A 21,108-nucleotide genomic window follows, 5' to 3' on the forward strand; every position below is an offset into this window, starting at 1 on the left:
GCACTACGCTTCAGGCGAATTATGCATACAATTCTTCTCTTAATTCCTTCACACGTTTATCTTCCATGTATTCATCAAATGTCATCAGGCGATCAATAATTCCTTTGGGTGTTAACTCAATAATTCTGTTGGCCACCGTTTGCATAAAAGTATGGTCATGTGAGGTTAACATTACTATACCGGGGAAGCTGATACATCCTTCGTTAAAACTCTGGATACTTTCCAGATCGAGGTGGTTGGTTGGCTGATCGAGAACAACAAGGTTAGGATTCTGCAACATCATTCTGCTTACCATACACCTTACTTTTTCTCCTCCGCTCAGCACATTGGTTTTCTTCATGATATCATCACCACTAAACAGCATCTTACCCAGGAATCCACGAATAAATGGCTCATCAGCATCTGTTACATGCGATGGTACAAACTGGCGCAACCAATCCATCAGGCTCAGTCCCGCTGTAAAAAATTCGTTATTCTCAACAGGCAGGTAGGCTTTGGTGATAGTGGTACCCCATTCAAATTTTCCACCATCGGCCTGTGCCTTTTCATTGATGATTTCAAAGAAACTGGTTACTGCCAATGGATCCTTACTCAGAAATGCAATCTTCTCTCCTTTATTGATACTGAAATTTACTTTATCAAACAACACACGACCATCTACTAATTTTTTCAGGTTTTCGATATTCAGTATCTGGTTGCCCACTTCTCTCAATGGCTGAAAAATGATACCGGGGTATTTTCTGTTGGATGGTTCTATTTCTTCGATCGTCAGTTTCTCCAATGCTTTCTTTCTTGAAGTGGCCTGTTTACTCTTTGAAGCATTCGCCGAGAAACGTGCGATAAAGTCGATCAATGCCTGTCGTTTATCTTCTGTTTTCTTATTCTTATCATTGATCTGGCGACTCATTAACTGCGACGATTCGTACCAGAATGTATAGTTACCGGTAAACACTTTGATTTTAGCACGATCCACATCGGCCACGTGCGTACAAACCGTATCGAGGAAGTGACGGTCGTGACTCACAACCAGTACAATATTTTCATAATCTGCGAGGAAATTCTCCAGCCAGCCGATGGTTTCAATGTCAAGACCGTTGGTAGGCTCATCGAGCAGCAGGATATCGGGGTTTCCGAATAATGCCTGTGCCAGCAACACCCGCACTTTCATGTTGGATGGAATATCTTTCATGAGACTGCCGTGCATATCATCTTTGATACCCAGACTGCTCAGCAAGGTAGCAGCATCGCTTTCGGCGGTATAACCACCCATCTCACCAAATTCGGCTTCCAGTTCACCAGCGCGGATACCATCTTCTTCGGAGAAATCGGCCTTGGCATAAATGGCTTCTCTTTCATGCATGATGGTCCACATTTTCTGGTGGCCCATTAATACAGTATTTAAAACGGTACACTCATCAAACTCAAACTGGTTCTGTTTGAGGAAGGACATTCTTTCTCCGGGTGTAATTTCCACGGTTCCTTTATTGGGCTCAATTTCGCCACTCAGGATTTTGAGGAAGGTTGATTTTCCCGCTCCGTTGGCACCAATAACACCATAACAGTTGCCTTTTATGAAATTGATGTTTACTTCATCGAACAATACCCTTTTACCATATGCCAGGGTGATATTTCTTGCGCTGATCATTGCTTTGCTTTGTTTTCAGGGCGCAAAATTACGGTTAAAGACCGGATTTTCGGCTTTTTTCATAATGGCCTTTCTATCAATAAAAAGGGGCTGCCTTTTCAGGCAACCCCTTTATCCTATTAAAAACTGAACTCTACCTTCTTACTTTGATCAGTTGTACCACTTTGCGTTGGTTACCCTGGGTAAACTCTGCATAATAAGTACCACTTACAAAATTACCACCTACCTGTACTGTGCTGTTGGCACCCAGGTTAGCCCTGCTTTCCACTGCTCTTCCTGTTGCATCTGTAATACGCAGTTGTATCGGCGCATTGTTTTTGCTTTGCAGTTTGAGTGTGAAAATAGTTGCACTTGGGTTTGGCATTACGATTACCTGTAGCTGAGTTACCTCATTTGTTGCAGGTTGTTTAACCGTTTCTGCTGTAATCAGTGCACTTGAAGCTGTGCTGGTTACGGCAACAGTTGGTGCGGGAGCAGAACAACTGAAATTGTTCCAGATAACGTTTTTGCCCTCACTTTCTACCTCTTCGGCTATGAACAAGCCAATCATATGTACGTTATCCTCACAATCTTTTTCCCCATGTCCACGGTGATCGCAATCTCTGTGTCCATGTTTGTTGTTGTTATGCTTGCAATACTTAGAACTGTGTGCCCGATGATCACATCTGTCGTCATCATCATCATTACCATTGCCACCACGTACTTTCAGCTTACCATTTGGCATGTACACATTAGCAATCACTTTCGTGTCATCGCCTTTTACATAGAATTTCTCTTCATCACATTTCAGGTCGCCCATGTAGAACGTTACACTATGGTAATCAGGATTCACGATTACATCGTTTCCAATGCTTACATTTTTACTTACACGTACGCTGGTTGCCTGTGCAAAGCGAACATAGCTCATCGTAGTTCTTGAACCTTTATCAACTCTCAGTACTTCTATATTTACCTGTGCTGCTGTAAACCTGATACTGGCACCTTCTTCTACCTTAATACTTCCAAAGATGGTTCCGTTCAGCGTTACATTGGCGCCTTTACGAATATTAAGATCCCTGAAGTTACCATTCAGTGTTACTGTTGCATTTGAACCTACAGTGTAGTTAGGCAGGTATTTGGTTAGGCTTGTGTTATACTGCATAGCTGGTAAGCTTACAGTGGCCACAGCATTGATCTGACTCAGGATGGTTACACCTTTATCTTTATCAATTTCAGGCGATTTCACAAATGAACCCGGTCCATTCACCTTACTATACTTTTTGAAGTCTGCTTCACCTCTACTGCTCATTACACCCACACTACCTGTCTGAACTTCATTGTACGCGCCCAGTTTTACTTCTTTGTAAGCCAGGATGGTATAACTGTTGGTAAGGTTTTGTTTGTTGTACTGATAAGTAGCAGGGAACTCACTGGTACATCCGTTAGCATCTGTAATAGACAGTTTATACAATCCGTCAGGATTGGTTAATCCAAGTGTCAACACCTGAGTACCGCCTACCGCATTACCATTCAGCGACCAGTTATAAGCAAATGGTCCATTCTGGTTGCCAGATCCTGTTAAAGTGAACTCACTACAGAATACATTGGGTGATGCCGCCTGAACAGTTGGTATTGGTAAAGGATTGATCCTTACCGTGAAGCTGCAGGTTGATACATTACCATGAATATCTGTTACCGAATAAGTTACTGTTGATGTTCCAACTGCAAATGCACCGCTTGCATTGGTTCCGTTTCCTGTTCTTGTTGTAGCACCTGTTATAACATAAGTAGTGCTTGCAATACCACAATTATCAGTCTGCGTAAGAGCAGGGATGGTATAATTATTATTTCCGCCTGTATTCGCACAGAACACCTGGTTGGCAGGACAAACAATAACAGGGTTTTCTGTATCTGCTACCGTTACAGTTTGTGTAGCGGTTGACACATTACCATGAATATCTGTTACCGTCCAGGTTACTGTTGTGTTTCCAACAGGGAATACTGCAGGTGCGTTATTTACCACTGATTGCACACCACAATTATCAGCTGTTATTGCATTACCTACACTTGCTACAGCAGTACACTGACCAGCATCATTATTTACCTGAATTGCTGCAGGAGCCGTAATAGTTGGTTTTTCGGTATCTGCAACTGTAACAGTAAAGCTTCCGATGATAAAGTTACCTGCCGCATCAGTTGCCGTGTATGTAACTGTTGTTGTTCCAACAGGGAATACATCTCCGGGCTGATGTGTTGCATTCAACACAACACCAGAACAATTGTCAGTGGCAGTTGGGAGGCTCCAGATCACTTTGGCTCCACAAATACCAGCATCATTTGATACAGCAGCATTTGATGGTAATCCATTGATTACTGGTTTCTCTGTATCATTTACTGTTACAGTAAAGCTGGCGCTTGTACTGTTACCAGCCGCATCGGTTGCTGTATACGTAACGGTTGTTGTTCCAAGCGGGAACAACTGACCTGAAATATGCGATGAAGCGATGCTTGCACCTGCACAATTATCGGCAGTCGTAGCAGCAGTCCAGCTTACATTGGCTCCACATACGGCTGCATCGTTCGATACAGTAATATTGGATGGTATTCCGTTGATCACTGGTTTCTCTGTATCATTTACTGTTACAGTAAAGCTGGTACTGATTGTATTTCCATGTGCATCTGTTGCTGTATAAGTAACAGTTGTGTTACCCACAGGGAACAGATTTCCTGGCTGATGAGAAGAAGTTAATACCACTCCAGGACAATTATCTGTTGCAGTTGGAACTGTCCAGTTTACATTGGCACCACAAACTGAAGCATCATTTGATACTGTAATGTTTGCAGGGTTATTACTGATAACTGGTTTTTCAGTATCGGCAACTACTACATCAAAGCTGCAAGTTGAAGTATTACCTGATTCATCGGTAGCAACAAATGTATTGGTGGTTGTACCTACAGGGAATAATGATCCGCTTGGTAAACCTGCTGTTTGTGTAATAGTAGCTGATGATGACTGATAGCTGATAATTACTTCTCCGTTGCCATCATTCACACCTGTAATATTTACCTGGTTGTTTCCAACATTGAATGATGTACCACCGCTTACAGGTTGAGTACCTGCACCGCACAGTGTATTGTCTCCACCATTACCACCGGTATAACCACCGCCGCCACCTGGGCCACCGCAGTTACCACCGCCACCTGCACCGCCACCAAAACCACCGGCAGTACCTACATATCCACCTGCATTAGTACCACCAACTCCTGCAAGACCTCCGTTCAAAGGAGATTTGCCACCTAATCCAGGATTGGCACCAGTTCCGGCACCATTCGATAACCAGCCGGCTCCTCCACCGCCACCATTGTTGATACCGCAATTAAAGTTGCCACCCAGTCCGCCATTACCTGATCCGCCTAAAGTAGCCAGACCTGGTTTAGACTGTTGTGAATTACAGGTTCCGAGACCGGTTCCACCACCGGCAGCCAACAACAATGTGTTGCTTGCAGTGCTGTTCCATACAAAGGAACCACCACCGCCGCCGGTATTTAATACATTAGAGTTATTAATTGCATCTTCTCCGTGTCCGGCTACCAGTATTTTTAATACCTGACCGGGAACCACCGTAAAGTCGCCTTGTATAGAAGCACCTTTACCACCGGCTCCACCACCACCAAAACCATTGATGCTGTTACCACCGCGACCGCCCAACGCCTTGATATTAATTTTCGTAACACCTGCTGGAACAGTCCAGTTAATAATTGATCCGGTATAACTAAATGTAAAGCTGCCATTTGGTCCAACACAGTTGTCGGTTGCATTTACTGCATAATTTACCACGGCACCACACTTAGATGGATCATTGTTTACTGCCACATTTGGCTGACATATAATTACAGGAGGAGTTACATCTTTAACTGTAACAGTTTGTACTGCAGTAGTAACATTACCACTTGCATCCGTTACAGTCCATGTAATATTGGTCACCCCTTTCTCAAACTGAGTTGGAGCATTGTTCGTTACTGTCCATCCGGTACAATTATCTGTAATGATTGGTGTACCCAAACTTACATTGGTTGCAATACATAAGCCTGCATCCGTATTTACTGTTAGGTTAGCAGGGGCTGCTACAACAGGCGCGAGGTCATCCACCACTGTAATGGTAGTTGAGCAACTGCTGCTGGCTCCTTTGCTATCGGTAACTGTTAATACCACATTGGTTACCCCTTTTGCATAAGGACCTGCAGGTAATACTGAATAAGTTAATGCATCACCATTAGGATCACTTGAACCGTTATTGAAATCAATAGCAGCTGCAATTCCCTGACAGTTTGCATTGGCAGAAACCGTTAATGGTTTACATACCGCAACAGGAGGCTGGTTACAATAAGAACCCGGATCTGTTACTGTTACAGTAGCTGTACAACTGCTTTGGTTGCCCTGGGCATCAGTAGCGGTTAATACTACATTGTAACTATTACCTACATCAGCACAACTATAAGAAGTTTGTCCTGTGATAGTCACATTAACAGCACCACAATTATCAAAACTGCCATCATTCACTGAAGCTGCAGTAATAGAAGCAGTTCCGTTGGCATCGATGGCTACAGTAATATTTCTGCATTTTGCAACCGGTGGTACATTATCTGTAGCACCTACTACAACTGGTGCAGAGGTATTGGTACATCCGAACTGGTTAGTTACCGTTACAAAATAAGAACCTACTTGTGTAACTGTGATAGCCTGTGTTGTTGCACCATTGCTCCATTGGAATACGCTACCTGCACTCGCAGTAATTACGAGCGATCCATTACAAAGCGATGCACTACCTGAAGGTGTAGTGGTTACTACAGGAGCCGGACTAACCGTTACAGTTACCGGACTTGAAGTACCAGAACATCCGCCAGCATTGGTTACTGTTACAGAATAATTACCTGTTTCAGTTGCCACATATGTTTGAGCTGTTGCTCCGTCAATATCCACCCCATTTTTCTGCCACTGATAACTATCACCCAGGTTGGCATTCATGGTTACTGTTTGTCCTTCACATACCGTTGACTGACCAGTTACAATAACAGCAGCAGGTGCCACCGTTACTACTGCAGTACAGGTTGAAACATTGCCTGCGCGGTCTGTAACAGTTAAGGTTACATTATTGGCACCAATATCTGCACAGGTAAAATTGGTTCTGCTGAGTGCCAGTGATTGTATACCACATGCATCACTTGAACCATTATCTACCATTTGAGGAGTAATAGTAACAGTGCCTGCGGGAGAAAGGGCCACTGTAATATTTTTACAGGAAGCAGTAGGAGCCGTATTATCTATTACGGTACTGTTATTCCTGTATATACGAAGTGTATTGTAATTAATACCGCTTGTTGCAATATCTGGTACATTATCTCCATCAAGGTCACCAATCAATACACCACTGGTTTCTGCCAGACTTGGATAATCTACCCTTGTAGCAAAAGAAATGCTACCTGGACCGGTACTTGTATTTTTATAAACCGAGAATACACTTACACCACTTGATTTTGTAATAAGATCCACATTTCCATCTCCATCTGCATCACCTACACCAATACGATAGTTTGATGAAGGGCTTGTAACATTTACAGTTGGTGCAAATGAAATGGTTCCTGGAACTGAAGTATTTCTGAATACGGAAACTGTTCCGCCACTGAAATTATTTGTTGTAAAATCGATCTTACCATCTTTATCAAAATCACCTAAAAAGAGTCGGTAAGGATAAGCTGAATTGGTTGGATAAGATACAGGAGTTTGAAAAGAGAATGAAGTTGCTCCTACAGCAGTGGTATTACGCAAAGCTGTAACCCTGTTATCACTCGGACAACTGGTACCCACATCTGGTTTTCCGTCGCCATCCACATCTGCAATAGCAACACCTGTAAGGTAATAGGTATTACTAAATGTTCCGGCTGAAGCAAAGCTGATGGTGCCACCAGTAGAAGTGTTACGGTAGGTACCAATACTGCTGCTGCTTCCATAAACGAGGTCCATTTTACCATCGCCATTGATATCACCAACAGACATCTGGTATGCGCCTGATGCAGTAAGGTTGATAGGTCCTGAAAAACTAAGGGTACCGGGAACGCTGGTATTTTTGTAGATACGAATACCTACGCCATTGTCTACAACGGCAATATCAATTTTACCATCGCCGTCAAAATCACCGGGAGCAATACAACGTGTAGCACCCTGAAACGCAAGATCAAATTTGGGAGCAAAACTGAAATTACCCGGGGTACTCAAGTTGCGCATCACAGAAACCTTGTTTGCTGTAAATCCGCAAACCAACAAATCGGGTTTGCCATCCAGATCCATATCCTGCGATATCATCTGATAGCCACCGCTTACATTGGTAGAATAATTTTCTGTATTGTAGGTAGTATTGGTAATAGTTGTTCCACAAAAAATTCCATTAAAGGAAAGTGGTGAACTACCAATCAGTCCACATGCATTACGAACAGTGATCGGACCATAAGTAGCACCTACAGGTACCCTTACTTCCAATACACCAAAAGTAGCAGACAGTACTTGTGCCTGTGTAGCGCCAAAAAACACCTGGTTATTGGCTGGAATAGGATCGAAATTAGATCCGTTAATGGTTACCACACTACCAATAAAACCCGTTACCGGGGAGAAGCTATTGATAGCGGGTTTATTACATACCTGTGCCTGCAACAGGGTTGTGCAGGACAGCAGTATGACCATAAGAAATAGTAATATTCTTTTCATATCTGGGTTTTAGGATTTGAATTCAATGGCAATTTTCACCTGCGCTGGATCATAACCCTCTGGCAGGTCAATTTTCAACACGTTTGTACTCGCATCACTATTGCACTCCGCTTTAGTAATGGTTGCTTTAATTATGCTGAATGAAACTTCTTTGCTGAATTTTTGCTGTGTAGCCGGATTGGTTACTTCAATTACAAACTTGCTGACCTGGTCAACACTGCTTTCATTGAATATCATCAGGTGTACCTGACTTGCAGAGGTGCACTTGATCACACGTGCAAATACATCGATGTGGTTACTGGATTCGCCCAGTTTATCCCAGTTTTTGTAAACCACTTCATCTTTGGGCTGATAAGGCCTGGCATGAAGAGAAAAGGAAAGAGACAAAAGAAAACAAAGTACAGGCAATACAATGCCGTACCGCTTTTGAAGCATTTTCATAGCAGTTAGTTTTGATTATGGAGTATTAGCGCACCAGTTCTAAAACTTCATTTAAAAGCAGTTTGCAGTTAAAATGACGTTTTTATACCTGGCCACGTAGTAAAATCACTACGTACAGTGAATGTCTGTAATATATCATACCAGAAAACACGCATTTGATGATGCTATGAATAAAGTCGATAAAGCAGGGATCTGAGTAGACTAAAAACAGCTCTACACAAAATTGAGTACCCTGTTTATCGATGCAATTCAACAAATACTTATTTAAATTCTTTTTAGTCAACTAGTTAGTGCTTCCTATATTTACACGAATATCAATCATACCAATAGCCAGATGTATACCGTTATTATTGCAGACGATAACCTGATTGAAAGAGACGCACTTGCCTTGCACTTATCGAGAATAAAAACTGTATCAGTGGTTGCAGAATGCTCAAACGGAGAAGAAACTGCTGCCTTTTTACAGAACCAACCGGTTGATATGGTTTTTTCCGATATCGATATGCCGCGTTTAACTGGTATCGATTTACTGAGAGGCATTAACAAACCACCTGTTTTTATTTTTGTTTCCTCCTATCCTGAATATGCTGCTGAAAGTTATAACCTTGATGCCATCGATTATATTGTTAAACCTGCCAGCGCAGAGCGTGTTAAAAAAGCTGTAGACAAAGCAATAGAGTATATTGAAATAAAGAACAACACAAAACTCTACAGTGAAAAAATAGTTCCGGATATACCTTTAGTTGAATTCGGCAACCAGATATCTACTGAAAACTTTTTTTTTATTAAAGAGAATAACAATTACAATAAATTGAATATCCAGGATATCACCCATATTGAAAGCATGGGCGACTTCTCAAAAATTCATACAGCCGGACAAAAAAAGTTTGTAGTACTGGTGAGTCTTAAAAATATTGAGAAACAATTATCTCCTAAAATATTCAGACGAGTGCACCGCCAGTTTATCATTAATATTTTACAGGTTGGCGTAGTAAATAGTACAGAAGTGCAACTGCTCGATAAAACGGCAATTCCCATCAGCAGTTCATACCGACAAAGCCTGATTGAATTAGTGATTGAGAAAAAATTATTGAAAAGGTTTGGCGATTAGTATTATCCTATGTTCTCCGATATCGGCAACCACACAGTAAATACTGTGCCTTCATCGATTTTACTCTTTACTTCCATCCTGCCATTCATCATGGCAACAAATGATTTACAAAGAATCAATCCCAGACCATTGCCCTTCTCCTGCCCTGTTCCCTTTGAACTTTTTACTGAGCGGCTCGCAGCATCATTTATCAATGCTACTTTTTCAGCTCCCATACCCATACCCTCATCTGCAATCACCAGTTTTATATGTGTACCCGTGATCATTGACTCTAAACGTATGCTCCCTTTTTTGTGACTGAATTTTATAGCATTGGAAAGTAAATTTCTGATAACAGATGCCAGCATTTCCCTATCAGCCAGCACACTGCTGCCAGCGATTATATTATGTTCAATCAAGAGTTCTTTTTGTGTTGCTGCGTCTGTTAGTGTTAACAATACCTGATCTGTTATCTCACGCGGATCAACTCTTTCAATATTCGGTGTAAATCCATGCATCTGACTGGTGGCCCATTTCAACAGGTTATCCATCAGCCCCTGGGTATATCCAAGTGTATTTTTCAGTTGCGCCGCATACAGTTTCATTTTGTCTTGCGGTATGGTATCTCTCTCCAGTAAATGTGTAAAAGATATCAGTGAGTTGATGGGTGTACGCATATCATGACTCAGCGTTCCCAAAACCTGATCCTTAACAGTAACCAGTTCTTCCAGCGTCTTTTTTTGTTCACTGATTATACCATTCAGTTTTTTTGTTTTCCGCTGGCTATAATAAATACTACTTGCTGCTCCCAATAAAACCAACACAGCAACCAGGAAAAATAAGTTGAGGTTTCTGTTATACTGCAATTGCAGTTGTTGGTTACTGATTTGTTTTTGCGCAATGGCTTTTTCAAACCTGGAACGGTCTTGTTGCTGCTGAAAAACAATTGACTGCTGACGCGCTTCATTTTCCAGTTTCGACTGTTCCTGTAAAAACAATAAACGCTGAAGGCTTTTTTCTTTCTCTGCCAGTTCCAACTGATCTTTCTGACGCTCGGCTACTAACAATTGCTGTTTCAGTTCTTCATCAATCAATTGTTTACTGTATTTGTATTCTCTTTCTTTGATATCCATATCCAGCCTCAACTGCTGTCTTGTGATTTCTTTTTCTTTTTCTTCCCCGTATAAACTATCTCTTACTACAATGTATTTCTTATAATAGGCCAATGAGCTATCGAACATTCCAACGCGCTCATACAAATAACTCATTTGTTCATACAAAGCTTTGAGTGAACCTATGGCCATGTATTTTTCTGCTACCCGCATAGATGAACGGAAATAATTCAGTCCGTTCATATCATCTTTTAATTTTACAAAATGAATTCCGGTACTCAACAGATTATCTGCCGCAACTGAATAATCTTCATGCTCTCTGTCAAGCTCCATTGCCCGGTTAAAAGCCTGAAAGGCTTTTTTAGCATCCCCCATTTTATCATATATCTCCCCTATATCAGACTGTATATCCGCAGCAAGTGCCGGATCATCTTCTTTCAATGCAATTACATATGCTTTATTGTAACAATTAAGTGCCAGCGTATACTGTTGATTTGCCTTTATCCCTTCCTTGTTTAGTTCTGCCTCTGTGGCCTTCATATATGCAGCTGCAATGGCACTGTTTGCAACAGCCACGCCTCTGCTCGCGGGATCTTCTTTCTCAAATCCGGCCAGTGCTTTCTTCATATAGGGCAGCCCTTCTGAAATCTGTTTCAAATCGAGATAAGTCAACCCGATATTCATCATACAATTCAGCACACCATCTTCCCGCCCCATCTGTTCATACAAATTCAGGCTCATTTTATTGGCCTCAAGTGAATGAACATAATCTTTAATAATCAGGTATAAATCGCCCATATTTAGCAATACACCAGCTTCTCCAATTTTATACTTGTATTGTCGGCATACTTCCAATGCCTTCTCGTAATAACTTACTGCTTTGGCATATTGCGATATTCCATGATGAAGCCTGCCCGCTTTTTCATACACATAATATAATAAACTTCCCTTTTTTAGTTGTTGGGCCAGGGCAATAGCACTGTCTGTATAAGTATTGGATTCAGGCATTCGTCGCATAATACCATACTGCCTGAAGAGGTTACAATAGTGAATGACTTTCATTGAATCGCGAACAGTATAATATCTGTTAACCTTCAATAAACTATCCAATCGCTTTTGTTGCGCCGTGGAAGAAAAACAAAAAAATAAACAGATGAAGACTGCTAAACATCTCACTATCGACATACATCAGCATTAAAACAATAAGATGATAAAAAAAATGATCCTGGTAAATCATGCAGAAAAAACAGATGCAGAAAAAAAATTCTCTTCATGTGCAGTTAACATTTCGATTGGCAAGATAGTTCGTTTTACTGCTGCTTGTCATTAAAAATAGCTTGAAAAATAGTTGCCAAGAATGAAAGATTACCAGGTGGCTCTGGCAGACGGACTGGCATCCAAATCAATAAACTGCTGATCGAGGAATTTGTAGTGAGCGGTGATGGCTATCATGGCAGCATTATCAGTACAATACTCAAAAACAGGTATATATGTTTTCCATCCGAGTTTTTCACCGGTTTCCTGCAGCGCACTTCTTAATCCGCTGTTGGCACTTACACCACCTGCGATACAAATATTTTTAATGCCTGTTTGCTGTACTGCTTTTTTGATTTTTTTGATCAGGATATTTACAATCGCATACTGCACCGATGCACAAAGATCATTGAGGTGTTGTTCAATAAAACCTGGCTCCTGTTTTTGCAGGAAATAAAGTACAGATGTTTTTAACCCACTAAAACTAAAATTAAGCTCAGGTATCTGTGGTTCAGCAAAACTGAAAGCTTTGGGATTACCTGTTTTTGCATGCAGGTCAACCAGCGGGCCTCCGGGGTATGGTAAGCCCAGTAATTTGGCTGTTTTATCAAAAGCCTCTCCTGCGGCATCGTCAATTGTTTCACCAATTACTTCAAGTTGTAAGGGAGAATGAGCCAGTACAATCTGTGTATGTCCACCACTCACCGTTAAACATAAAAAAGGAAAAGAGGGTGGGTTGTCTCCAATTAGGTTGGCCAGTACATGTGCCTGCATATGATGAACACCAATAAGAGGTTTATTCAGCGCTAATGCCATTGATTTCGCAAACTGTGCCCCTACCAGTAAACTGCCAATTAAACCGGGTGCCTGTGTAAAAGCAATGGCATCTATTACCGACAAATCGTTACGTGAAATATGGGCAGCCGACAAGGCTTGGTCAACCACCGGAACAATATTTTGCATATGTGCCCGGCTGGCCAGTTCAGGCACCACACCTCCATACTGCTCATGTACAGACTGATTGGCAATATAGTTGGAGATTATTTTCCCGTCCACACATACCGATGCGGATGTTTCATCACAGGATGATTCAATGGCCAGTATGGTAACAGGTTTGCTGATATATGAGGTATTTCAATGAAATGAGGGGCAAAATTAACTGAATGAAGGATGCAATCCTTCTATTTTGTGCGGATCGCTACCACAGGATCCATTTTAGCAGCAATAGACGCAGGAATGATACCTGAAATAATACCCAGTCCAATACATATACTCAATGCAAGGATGATGATATTGGGAGCAATATATATCGGAAAAGGAAGTACAGCACTCAATACCAGCGACATCAGCCAAACAAGTCCTAAGCCAATAAGTCCGCCGATAATACACAGAAATGCACTTTCGAGCAGGAATTCGGTGAGTATGGTTCTGCGTTTGGCACCAATGGCTTTTTTTAATCCAATCTGGCTCGTTCTTTCACGAACGGTTACAAACATTATATTAGCTACACCAAAAGCTCCCACAATCAGACTCAAACCGGCAATGGCCCATCCTCCCGCACTTACCTGTCCAAAAAAGCCCCCTACCTGCTCACTGAATTGTGCTACATCATTACAGGAGAAATTGTTTTCTTCTGCAGGACTCAGTTTCCTCAACTGTCTCATCACCCCTGTCAGTTCATCGGCCAAAGCCGGCGATGGTACATCTTTTTTACCCTGCACCATAATAAACGGACTGCTGTAATCCGGATTATATACACTGGCAAAGTAGCGGTAAGTAACAATGAGCGACTGATCATAATCAAATCCACCCACAAAACTTTGCCCTTGTTTTTTAATAACGCCAATGATGTTTACACGTTTACCATTATAAGATACCTGTTTACCCACTGCTTTCTGCGGGTTGCCAAACAATTGTTCCGCTACCACATATCCAAGTACTGCAGATGTGGTACCTCGCATAAACTCTGCTTCATTCAGGTAACGGCCATAGTCTATATCAATGGTTTGAATGGCTGTGAATTCCTCTGTAATACCATAAATATTCACATTGCTGAGGATATTGTCCTTATAACTCAGGTTTACATTACTTGAAACAAAAAAACAGAGATTACTGGCCAACTGACTTTTGAGCTTGATAAAACGCATTTCCTCCACTTTCATGTTGGGACGTTTCATGTATTTCCACCAGGGATAATCGGGGCCTCCGCCGCTGTAGTCCCATTTGTCGATATAAATGGTATTGTTACCAAAAGCTTTGATATCGTTCTGTACCTTACGTTCCAGGCTGTCAACCGTTGCCAGTACCCCGATAATGCAGAATATACCGATGGTAATACCAAACAGCGATAAAAAGGTACGCAGTTTATTCACGCGTAACTCCTGTAGCGCCATCCGGAAACTGTTCCATAATATATTCAGCAGTTTGAACATATTTCAAATGTAAGTGCAGATTATGGATAGAGAAACTAAATTTTATGGGCGGGGAAGGGATGAGACCGAAAGTCCGGAAGCCTGAAAGAAGTAGTGTACTTTTGTTTGGCTTGCTATTATTTGCATAGAGGCTTCAACGTTAAACAAGTTTCTACCGGACTTTCGGTCTTTCCAACTACTACTGAACCATTCCGGCTTAAACATTGTTTATCAACATAAATGCATAAAAGTTTTTACGTTTTCGGAAAATGCTATTGCGTTCTGCGCTATTTTTGCAGCGATTTCTTCAACTATAAACTTGCAATATGACCTGGAAACAAATATTTACCTCCTCTGTTGGAAAGAAGCTGGTCATGGGCTTTACCGGTATTTTCCTTATTCTCTTTCTCATTGTACATGCCGGATTGAATGCCTGTATCTGGGCCAATGATGGTGGTGAAATGTTTTTACACGCAGCCCATTTTATGGGTGCAAACTGGGTTCCCCGTATCCTTGAAATAGGTTTATTTGCAGGATTTATCCTCCATATTATACAGGGTTACCTGCTAACCGTAGAAAACCGCAAGAAAAGATCGGTTGGGTATGCGGTGTCTTACAGCGATGGTAGCAAATGGTATAGCCGGAGCATGGGTTTACTCGGTACACTTATCCTCCTTTTCCTCATCATGCATATGTCGCATTTCTGGTTCCCTAACCGTTCCAATCAGGGTTTTCTGTTAGGACCTGAAATCAACCTGTATGAGAAAATGCAAACAGAATTCAGTGTTCTATGGGTAGTGATTCTTTATGTGATTGGCTGTATTTCACTGGCCTACCACCTTGCGCATGGTTTCCAGAGCGCTTTTAAAACACTGGGTGTTCACAATAAAAAATACAATAAAATGCTGACCAGCATCGGGTATGGTTTCTCAATCATCGTACCTCTGGTATTCGCGATGATGCCCATCAGCTTTTATTTTAAATGGATTTAGTAATAAAGTCAAAAGTGAAAAGTCTGAAGTAAAAGACCCTTCACTTTTCACGATTCACTTTTCACGTTATAAACACATCTCGTATGTTGAATGCGAAAATACCTGCCGGGCCATTGGAAAGCAAATGGACAGATTACAAGGGACACTGTAAGTTGGTGAATCCGGCCAACAAACGCAAGCTGGAAGTGATCATCGTAGGTACCGGTCTGGCCGGTGCTTCTGCGGCCGCTTCACTGGGTGAACTGGGCTATAAAGTGAAAGCTTTCTGTTTCCAGGATTCGCCCCGCCGGGCTCACTCTATTGCCGCGCAGGGTGGTATCAATGCCGCCAAGAACTATCAGAATGATGGCGACAGTGTTTTTCGTTTGTTCTACGATACCATTAAAGGAGGCGACTACCGTGCCCGTGAAGCCAATGTGCATCGCCTGGCTGAAGTGAGTACCAATATTATTGACCAGTGTGTGGCACAGGGTGTTCCCTTTGCCCGTGAATATGGCGGACTACTGAGCAACCGTTCTTTTGGTGGTACACAGGTACAAAGAACTTTTTATGCTGCCGGACAAACAGGTCAGCAGTTATTGATAGGTGCTTACCAGGCCCTCGAGCGTCAGGTGGCATTGGGTAACGTAAAAATGTACAGCCGTCACGAAATGCTGGAGATCGTTAAAATCGATGGAAAAGCACGCGGTATTATTGCACGTGACCTCGTTAGTGGTGAACTCGAACGCCATTTCGGACATGCGGTATTATTGTGTTCGGGTGGTTATGGTAATGTATTCTACCTCTCTACCAATGCCATGGGCAGCAATGTAACTGCAGCCTGGAAAGCACACAGACAGGGTGCTTTATTTAGTAACCCCTGTTTTACACAGATTCACCCTACCTGTATTCCGGTAAGTGGCGATCATCAGTCGAAACTGACACTTATGTCGGAGTCGCTGCGTAACGACGGACGTATATGGGTACCCAAAAAACAGAACGATACCCGTAAGGCTACAGATATACCTGAAGAAGAAAGAGATTATTACCTCGAAAGAAGATATCCGGCATTTGGTAACCTGGTTCCCCGCGACGTAGCATCGCGCGCTGCAAAGGAAAGATGTGATGCCGGTTATGGGGTAGGCTCATCGAAACAGGCCGTTTATCTTGATTATGCTTCTGCCATTGAACGTTATGGCCGTACAGAAGCCAATAAACAAGGTAGAAACAATGTTAGTCTCGAAGAAATCATCGCCATGGGTAAAGAAGTGGTGAAAGAGAAATATGGTAACCTGTTCGATATGTATGAAAAGATCACAGGCGAAAATCCATATGAAGTGCCCATGCGCATCTACCCTGCTGTACACTATACAATGGGTGGACTATGGGTGGATTATGAATTACAAACTACGGTTCCGGGTTTGTATGCATTGGGAGAAGCCAATTTTAGTGACCATGGTGCCAACCGTTTAGGTGCTTCTGCATTGATGCAGGGTTTGGCAGATGGTTATTTTGTTATCCCCTATACTATTGGTAATTACCTTGCCGACGAAATTTACAGCAAAGCCATTGCTACCGATCACCCCGCATTTGCGGAAGCAGAGAAGGCAGTTAGTGACAGGATCAATCAACTGATGAATATCAGGGGAAAACAGTCTGTTGAAAGTTTCCACAAACGTCTGGGTAAGATCATGTGGGACAAATGTGGTATGGCCAGAAATGAAGAAGGACTGAAACAGGCTATTCAGGAAATACAGGCACTGAAAAAAGAATTCTGGAGTGATGTGCGTATTCCCGGTGAAATCAACGGCATGAACCCTGAGTTGGATAAAGCCAATCGTGTTGCCGACTTTATTGAACTGGGTGAACTCATGTGTATAGATGCACTGAACCGTAATGAAAGCTGTGGCGGACATTTCCGTGAAGAATCACAGACAGAAGAAGGTGAAGCCATGAGAGATGATGCCAACTTTATGTATGTAGCCGCCTGGGAATTCAAAGGCGAACACCAGTGGGAACTGCATAAAGAAGCCTTGAATTATGATGTAATTAAGCCAAGCCAGCGGAATTATAAATAATTAGGAAATGTGGCAATTTGGAAATTTGGAAATAAAATTGCCCATTTTCGATAGTTGATTAGTACCCAGGGTGGAGCGTGAGAGAAAATTTGAATTGATAGTAAATTGAGATTTATTTCAATGACTTTAATTCAAGCTTATGCGGCGAGATAAGGATAATTTGATCGTAAGGAAAGCAATTGAGTTTTCTTTGAAGATCATTAGATATACTGAAGTTCTTGAACAAAACAGGAAATTTGTAATTGCGAAACAGTTATTGCGATCTGCCACTTCTATTGGCGCGAATGTTTGTGAGGCCCAGAATGCAGAAAGTAAAGCCGATTTCGTTCACAAAATGAAGATCGCCTCTAAAGAAGCTAGTGAAACTTTATATTGGCTGATCTTGTGTGAACGAAGTGATAACTATCATTTTGATGTACAGATTAGAAATGATGTTGATGAAATCATCAGGATACTTTCTAAAATAGTCTCTACATCGAAGTCGTACTAACTGCCCTCATTTTCAAATTTCCAAATTTCCAAATTTTCAAATTGTTACCATGGAACATTATACAATGAATCTGAATCTTAAAGTCTGGAGACAAAAGAATAGTGCTAGCAAGGGCGAGTTTAAACTCTATAGAGTAGAAAACATTTCTTCGGAAATGAGTTTCCTGGAGATGTTTGATGTGTTGAATGAGCAACTCATCCGCGACGGTGAAGATCCGGTTACGTTTGACCATGACTGTCGGGAAGGTATCTGCGGAGCCTGTTCCATGTATATTAATGGCAAACCCCATGGTCCATGGCAGGCCAATACCACCTGTCAGTTACATATGCGCGCTTTTAAAGACGGTGACACTGTGGTGGTAGAACCCTGGAGAGCCAATGCTTTTCCTGTAATCAAAGACCTGATGGTTGACCGTACTGCATTCGACCGTATTATCCAGGCCGGTGGTTATATCAGTGTAAATACCGGTAATGCCGTTGATGGTAATGCTTTACCGATTGAAAAAGACAAAGCAGATGCTTCCTTTGCAGCAGCCATGTGTATTGGTTGTGGTGCCTGTGTAGCAGCCTGTAAAAATAGTTCGGCCATGTTGTTCCTCAGTGCCAAAGTATCGCATCTGGCCCTGTTACCGCAGGGAGCACCTGAACGCAAATCGCGCGTAATGAATATGGTGGCACAGATGGATAAAGAAGGTTTTGGTTCATGTACCAATACAGGAGCATGCGAAGCTACCTGTCCGAAAGAAATTTCCATCAGCAATATTGCCCGACTCAATCAGGAATATTTGATGGCGGGGCTGACTGCTGAATAAGCTGCTAGCCACTCGCTACCAGCTACTAGTTTTTTGAAAAGCATCCGGTAAACCGGATGCTTTTTTAATTTTAGGCACTCGCTATAAAGAATGGTGGGGCATTTCGCTCGAAGCTCATGGCTCACAGCTTACTTTTTCTTCAGAAAAAAAGCACTGATTAAAGACACTACCAAACCTACCGGTAATATTTCCGTATAGGTGATTAAGGCATTGAAGAAGGGATTCTTATACATTTCATTGAACTTGGCTATTTCGGCTGTTTTTTTAGCCAGTTCCGCTGCTGTAGCGCCCGACTCCTTGGCTTTTGCCAGTGTTTCTTTAGCATATATTTCCGCAAAATCTGTAAATACATAGAAATATTCGAACAGCCAGGTCACCACATAAAAGGTTGAAGTAATCAATGCAATCAGCAAACCTATTTTAAAAGCTTTGCCAAAGCTGATGAGTCCACTGTTGTATTTATCTCTATAGCTTTTTATCCCAACAAAAATGAAGATAAATGCCAGGATCATCGAGGCATATCCATAGATCATCCCATTCTCGAAATCTCCTGTGCTCTTAAAATACAGGGTTGCAAGTACCATGAGTGCACTCACAATAAAACCACCAATGATGCCATTAATAAGGATTACTTTTTTCATGTAAGTTGTTTTTCGATTTAAAAGATTATTCGCAAAATCGATCCAATCCGAACAATCGGGTTCATACTTTCGGGTGATTTTAGTTGCATACCCCAATATTCACCCTTAAGTATGGGATTTTATGGAATCAACCCCAGTCTTTTCGCCTTCTCAATAGCCTGTACCCTTTTCCCTACATCTAGTTTTTCAAACAAACGGGCCAGATGCGTTTTTATGGTATTGGGGGATACAAACAATTGTGCTGCTATTTCCTGGTTACTCAAACCAGTGGCCATCAGTTGCAGCACTTCCATTTCGCGACTGCTGATGCCCAATTCATATACCAGCTTTTGATTGAGTTCAAAAGGTAAACTTGTATCGCGGTAAACGATCTTCTCCATTACCTCTGTCCTGATCTTTGGTCTCGTGAGTTTTTTCGATAACCAGATACCAATGATCAGAAAAAAAACGGCAATAAAAACGGCATACACTTCAAATGCATGTTCATATAAAAGGTATTTCAGTTCCATCCATCGCAATAATGCCAGTAACAGCGCCAGACTTAATCCATACCAAATAAGTAATTGATATTTTTTGAACATAAAAATTCACTTCGTATCTAAGATAATAACTAAGCAGGAAAGCACACTACCTTTGTAGCGTGCCCAACTCTTATTTTCAATTTAAACAGTTTACCATCCACCAGCAGCAGGCTGCTATGAAAGTATGTACCGATGCCTGTTTATTTGGGGCATGGGGGGCAAAGAAGATACAAGAAAACAAGTTTCAGGGTTCAAGATTACTGGACATTGGAACTGGAACCGGATTACTCGCATTGATGCTGGCTCAACAATTTAATGGCAGCATCGATGCCATTGACATTGATGCTGATGCAGCAAAACAGGCCAGAGAAAATGTAAATGCCTCTCCATGGAGCAACAGCATACAAGTGCATCATATGCCCCTCAGTGATTTGGATAAGAAAGGATATCATTTCATCATTTCCAATCCGCCTTTTTATGAGCAGGATTTAAGAAGTACAGATAAACAGCGAAACCTGGCGCTACATGATACCGGACTAACGATTAAAGAACTATGGAGCTATGTAAGCAAGGCTATTCATCCGGATGGTTTGTTTGCCGTACTGTTACCCTATCACCGGTTTGAAGATTGTTTGCAGCATGCAGGTAAAAACAGCTTTTCTCTTCATGAAAAAGTAGAAGTACACCAGACAGAAAACCATGCACCATTCAGGGTGATGCTTTTGTTTGGGAAAGAAAAGAAACTACCTGTTCAGAAAAGTATGGTTATTAAACAGGAAGGTACTTATTCACCTGCATTCACGGCTTTGTTACAGGATTATTATCTGTATTTATAGCATCAGAACACAATAAATATTATCATTACTAATGGTACTCTTTACGGAGTGAATGAATGGAACGCAGA

At 41.8% G+C, this 21,108-nt stretch carries 14 protein-coding genes; 6 read left to right on the top strand and 8 right to left on the bottom strand.

The features are described 5' to 3' along the window. Window positions 1–19: 19 nt before the first annotated feature. From KXJ59_RS05530 to KXJ59_RS05540, 3 genes are all read right to left on the bottom strand, one after another. Entirely contained in the window at window positions 20–1,645 is a 1,626-nt protein-coding gene (locus KXJ59_RS05530; protein WP_295201976.1) for an ATP-binding cassette domain-containing protein, read from the bottom strand. Window positions 1,646–1,778: 133 nt separating this feature from the next. Next, complete coding sequence (locus KXJ59_RS05535; RefSeq protein ID WP_295201978.1) at window positions 1,779–8,360, bottom strand: HYR domain-containing protein; 6,582 nt, start codon at window positions 8,358–8,360, stop codon at window positions 1,779–1,781. A gap of 33 nt (window positions 8,361–8,393) precedes the next feature. Further along, on the bottom strand, window positions 8,394–8,825 hold the full coding sequence (locus KXJ59_RS05540; RefSeq protein ID WP_295201980.1) for a hypothetical protein: 432 nt from the start codon (window positions 8,823–8,825) through the stop codon (window positions 8,394–8,396). A gap of 334 nt (window positions 8,826–9,159) precedes the next feature. Between KXJ59_RS05540 and KXJ59_RS05545 the strand changes: the two genes are divergently transcribed. Then, window positions 9,160–9,936 (top strand): LytTR family DNA-binding domain-containing protein, encoded by a 777-nt coding sequence (locus KXJ59_RS05545; protein ID WP_295201982.1) that lies wholly within the window; start codon window positions 9,160–9,162, stop codon window positions 9,934–9,936. Window positions 9,937–9,938: 2 nt separating this feature from the next. Here the strand turns inward: KXJ59_RS05545 and KXJ59_RS05550 are convergent, their stop codons facing one another. The 3 genes from KXJ59_RS05550 to KXJ59_RS05560 form a co-directional block, all read right to left on the bottom strand. Then, window positions 9,939–12,089 carry a tetratricopeptide repeat protein gene (locus KXJ59_RS05550; protein ID WP_295201983.1) on the bottom strand — a complete coding sequence of 717 codons (2,151 nt, stop codon included), beginning with the start codon at window positions 12,087–12,089 and terminating at the stop codon, window positions 9,939–9,941. Window positions 12,090–12,392: 303 nt separating this feature from the next. Beyond that, window positions 12,393–13,403: a tRNA (adenosine(37)-N6)-threonylcarbamoyltransferase complex transferase subunit TsaD gene (tsaD, locus tag KXJ59_RS05555; protein ID WP_295202115.1), complete on the bottom strand. Its 1,011-nt coding sequence runs from the start codon at window positions 13,401–13,403 to the stop codon at window positions 12,393–12,395. Window positions 13,404–13,462: 59 nt separating this feature from the next. Beyond that, entirely contained in the window at window positions 13,463–14,713 is a 1,251-nt protein-coding gene (locus tag KXJ59_RS05560) for an ABC transporter permease (protein WP_295201984.1), read from the bottom strand. A gap of 305 nt (window positions 14,714–15,018) precedes the next feature. Here KXJ59_RS05560 and KXJ59_RS05565 point away from each other — a divergent pair, with 305 nt between their 5' ends. The 4 genes from KXJ59_RS05565 (at window position 15,019) to KXJ59_RS05580 (ending at window position 19,042) form a co-directional block, all read left to right on the top strand. Beyond that, window positions 15,019–15,684, top strand: a complete 666-nt coding sequence (locus tag KXJ59_RS05565; RefSeq protein WP_295201986.1) for a succinate dehydrogenase cytochrome b subunit — start codon at window positions 15,019–15,021, stop codon at window positions 15,682–15,684. Window positions 15,685–15,767: 83 nt separating this feature from the next. Continuing rightward, window positions 15,768–17,741 (top strand): fumarate reductase/succinate dehydrogenase flavoprotein subunit, encoded by a 1,974-nt coding sequence (locus tag KXJ59_RS05570; RefSeq protein ID WP_295201987.1) that lies wholly within the window; start codon window positions 15,768–15,770, stop codon window positions 17,739–17,741. Between the two features lie 139 nt (window positions 17,742–17,880). Next, on the top strand, window positions 17,881–18,231 hold the full coding sequence (locus KXJ59_RS05575; protein ID WP_295201989.1) for a four helix bundle protein: 351 nt from the start codon (window positions 17,881–17,883) through the stop codon (window positions 18,229–18,231). A 49-nt stretch (window positions 18,232–18,280) separates the two neighbouring features. Continuing rightward, window positions 18,281–19,042, top strand: a complete 762-nt coding sequence (locus tag KXJ59_RS05580; RefSeq protein ID WP_363265709.1) for a succinate dehydrogenase/fumarate reductase iron-sulfur subunit — start codon at window positions 18,281–18,283, stop codon at window positions 19,040–19,042. A gap of 128 nt (window positions 19,043–19,170) precedes the next feature. On the opposite strand, the gene KXJ59_RS05585 is transcribed toward KXJ59_RS05580, so the two are convergent. Both KXJ59_RS05585 and KXJ59_RS05590 read right to left on the bottom strand, forming a co-directional pair. Continuing rightward, window positions 19,171–19,683 (bottom strand): DUF4199 domain-containing protein, encoded by a 513-nt coding sequence (locus tag KXJ59_RS05585; protein ID WP_295201990.1) that lies wholly within the window; start codon window positions 19,681–19,683, stop codon window positions 19,171–19,173. Between the two features lie 119 nt (window positions 19,684–19,802). Continuing rightward, window positions 19,803–20,264, bottom strand: coding sequence for a response regulator transcription factor (locus KXJ59_RS05590; protein ID WP_295201991.1), 462 nt, complete (start codon window positions 20,262–20,264; stop codon window positions 19,803–19,805). A gap of 59 nt (window positions 20,265–20,323) precedes the next feature. On the opposite strand from KXJ59_RS05590, the gene KXJ59_RS05595 reads away from it, so the two are divergent. Then, entirely contained in the window at window positions 20,324–21,040 is a 717-nt protein-coding gene (locus KXJ59_RS05595) for a methyltransferase (RefSeq protein WP_295201993.1), read from the top strand. The last annotated feature ends 68 nt before the right edge of the window (window positions 21,041–21,108 follow it).

Origin of the sequence: Sediminibacterium sp. (genome assembly GCF_019264485.1) — a bacterium.
Lineage (GTDB): Bacteria > Bacteroidota > Bacteroidia > Chitinophagales > Chitinophagaceae > Sediminibacterium.